Below are 2,444 nucleotides of genomic sequence, written 5' to 3'. Positions count from 1 at the left end.
TGTAAACGCTAAAATATAGTGAACAGTTTTTGCTCACTTCCAATGAACACTTTTCACCTAATAAGTTCTTTCCTGTAAACTGATTTTATCAGCTTATAGGGGGAACATAATGGAGGAAAAGTTAATGGTATATTTAGAGGTTCATCAATTGAGAAAGCAAAGATTAAGAGTTTCTCAGATTGCTAAAAGGTTAAAAATTTCACGCACTACAGTGTATAAATATTTGGAGATGACGTTTGAAGAGGCAGTAGAAGAATTTGAACCAAGTGATCGGAAGAAAAAGTTAAATCCCTATCGGGATTGGATCGTCAATTGGCTAAGGGAGTTTCCTTCTCTGAGTGGGGCTCAGATATATGATTGGCTCCAGGAACGGTTTCCAAATATTGATGTCGGGGAAAGCACAGTGCGACGCTATGTCAATGAGGTAAGAGATTTGTATCAAATTGATAAGAAGGAAGAGTCACGTGAATATGAGTCTGTCGAGGACCTGCCGCCGGGAAGACAGCTCCAAGTGGATTGGGGACAGACCATCCAAAAGGATATGCACGGCAAGGATGTACGCCTCTACTTCATAGCGTTTGTGCTGGCACATTCCCGTCAGAAATATATGTGGTGGTGGAACAGACCCTTCACCACTAGGGACACCATCCGTTGTCATGACCTAGCATTTCAATATTTTGGTGGTGTTCCTGAAGAGATTGTATACGATCAAGATAATTTGATCGCGGTGAGTGAGAATGCAGGAGACCTAATCTTGACCACAGCATTCCAACACTATATTCAGCAAAGAAAGTTTCGAGTGTATCTATGTAGGAAAGCCGATCCAGAATCTAAAGGGAAAGTCGAAAATGTCGTGAAATACATAAAGAACAACTTCGCTAAGAATCGAGTGTATTCGAATCTAGAAGATTGGAACGACCGCAGCTTAAAATGGCTAGAGAGGACTGGAAACTACAAGGTGCACAACACAACAAAAAAAAGACCTTACGAAGTGTTTCTCCTGGAAAAGCAACACTTGCGAAAGATCTCTAATCCGCTTTCTTCCGAAAGCAACTATACTGAAATTATAACAAGGAATGTCCGTAAGGACAACACGGTACACTTCCAATCGAATCGATATTCTGTTCCGGTTGGAACATACACTAGAAAGAAAATCGTCCATTTACACGTCGTGAACCACGCACTTAAAATCTGTGACTCGTCAACAGGCGAAATTATTGCGGAGCATACGATCTCTCAGGAGAAAGGGAAACTAGTTAAGAATAGAAACCATTCACGTGAGCGGTCCGAATCGCTCGATCTATTAAAACAAGAAGTGGTAACCCTGCTAGCCCATGATAAAGCATTAAATTACATAGAAAAAATTAGCCAGGAATATGGCCGTTATCGGCGAGATCAATTCATACTGATAAAAAAAGTGGCACAAGAAAATACTGAATGGGTCCACCTAGCACTTGAAAAATGTATAGAAGAAAACCTGTTTAGTGCTAATGCATTTCGTGATGTTGTCGATTTTCTGAGGCGGACAGCGCCTGATAAGCCTCTGAAAACAGAGGAGAGCGAAAAAGTCCTAGTGAATATAGCTGTCCAGACCAGAGACATCAGTGAATACCTTCAATTAATGGGAGGTAAATATAATGAGTAAGAGCGTCACAGATATCCAACAGTCTTTTCGACAGTTAAGGATGGCTGAGACATCAGAGGGTCTCCCTGATCTCCTCCGTAAAGCAGAGCTGAAATCTTGGACCTATCTGGAGTTTCTAGAACAATTAACGTCATACGAACTCAAGAAACGAGAAGAGAAAAGTATTGAAAAGCGCCTGAACTGGGCAAGGTTTCCATACCATAGACCGATCCAGAAGTTTCGAATCGAGGAACAGGATGCGATTACTGAACGACAATTAAAGCAATTACGTGAATATGAGTGGCTAGAACAGAACTATAATCTTATACTTCTTGGACCGCCAGGTGCTGGAAAGACACTACTTTCTGTGGGGCTTGGTATTGAGGCTATCCATAAGGGATATCAAGTATATTTCATTACGATGGGAGAGTTAATTCAGTTACTCAAGACCGAAGAATACGTACACAAATCTAAGATTCAGTTGAAGCGCTTGCGCGCTTCTGAACTGATTATCATTGATGACATTATGTATATGGCGATGGATCAACGAGAAGCTACCCTCTTCTTTCAATTAGTCCATCAATTATATGAACAAAGCTCTTTGATTTTGACGTCCAATAGAAGCCCAGAAGAGTGGACAGAAATTGTCGGAAACCAAGGGATGATGACCGCCATACTGGACCGTTTATTACACCGTGTTGAGGTGATTCATATGGATAATGAAAGCCATCGATTGAAGAACCAACAAAGGATTTTCAAAGATTAAAAAGTGTTCAGCGCTAATGAGCAAAAAGTGTCCAATCGGGGTTGACGGTTACAA

At 41.0% G+C, this 2,444-nt stretch carries 2 protein-coding genes; both read left to right on the top strand.

Features of this window, described 5'->3' with window-relative positions; all coding sequences use genetic code 11:
* Positions 1–124: 124 nt before the first annotated feature.
* Positions 125–1,645, top strand: a complete 1,521-nt coding sequence (istA, locus tag DBX25_RS20340) for an IS21 family transposase (protein ID WP_420812976.1) — start codon at positions 125–127, stop codon at positions 1,643–1,645.
* Positions 1,638–2,390: an IS21-like element helper ATPase IstB gene (gene istB, locus DBX25_RS20335; RefSeq protein ID WP_108672577.1), complete on the top strand. Its 753-nt coding sequence runs from the start codon at positions 1,638–1,640 to the stop codon at positions 2,388–2,390. The genes istA and istB overlap by 8 nt, the downstream gene beginning before the upstream one ends.
* Positions 2,391–2,444: the final 54 nt, after the last annotated feature.

This window comes from Peribacillus acanthi (assembly GCF_003073175.1).
GTDB lineage: Bacteria > Bacillota > Bacilli > Bacillales > DSM-1321 > Bacillus_BN > Bacillus_BN acanthi.
The sequence above is the reverse complement of the archived record's forward strand: the minus strand, read 5'-3'. Positions and strand labels throughout refer to the sequence as shown.

Coding starts and splice junctions, on each gene's coding strand:
- istA (WP_420812976.1), top strand. CDS start 125: ATGGTATATTTAGAGGTTCATCAATTGAGAAAGCAAAGATTAAGAGTT.
- istB (WP_108672577.1), top strand. CDS start 1,638: ATGAGTAAGAGCGTCACAGATATCCAACAGTCTTTTCGACAGTTAAGG.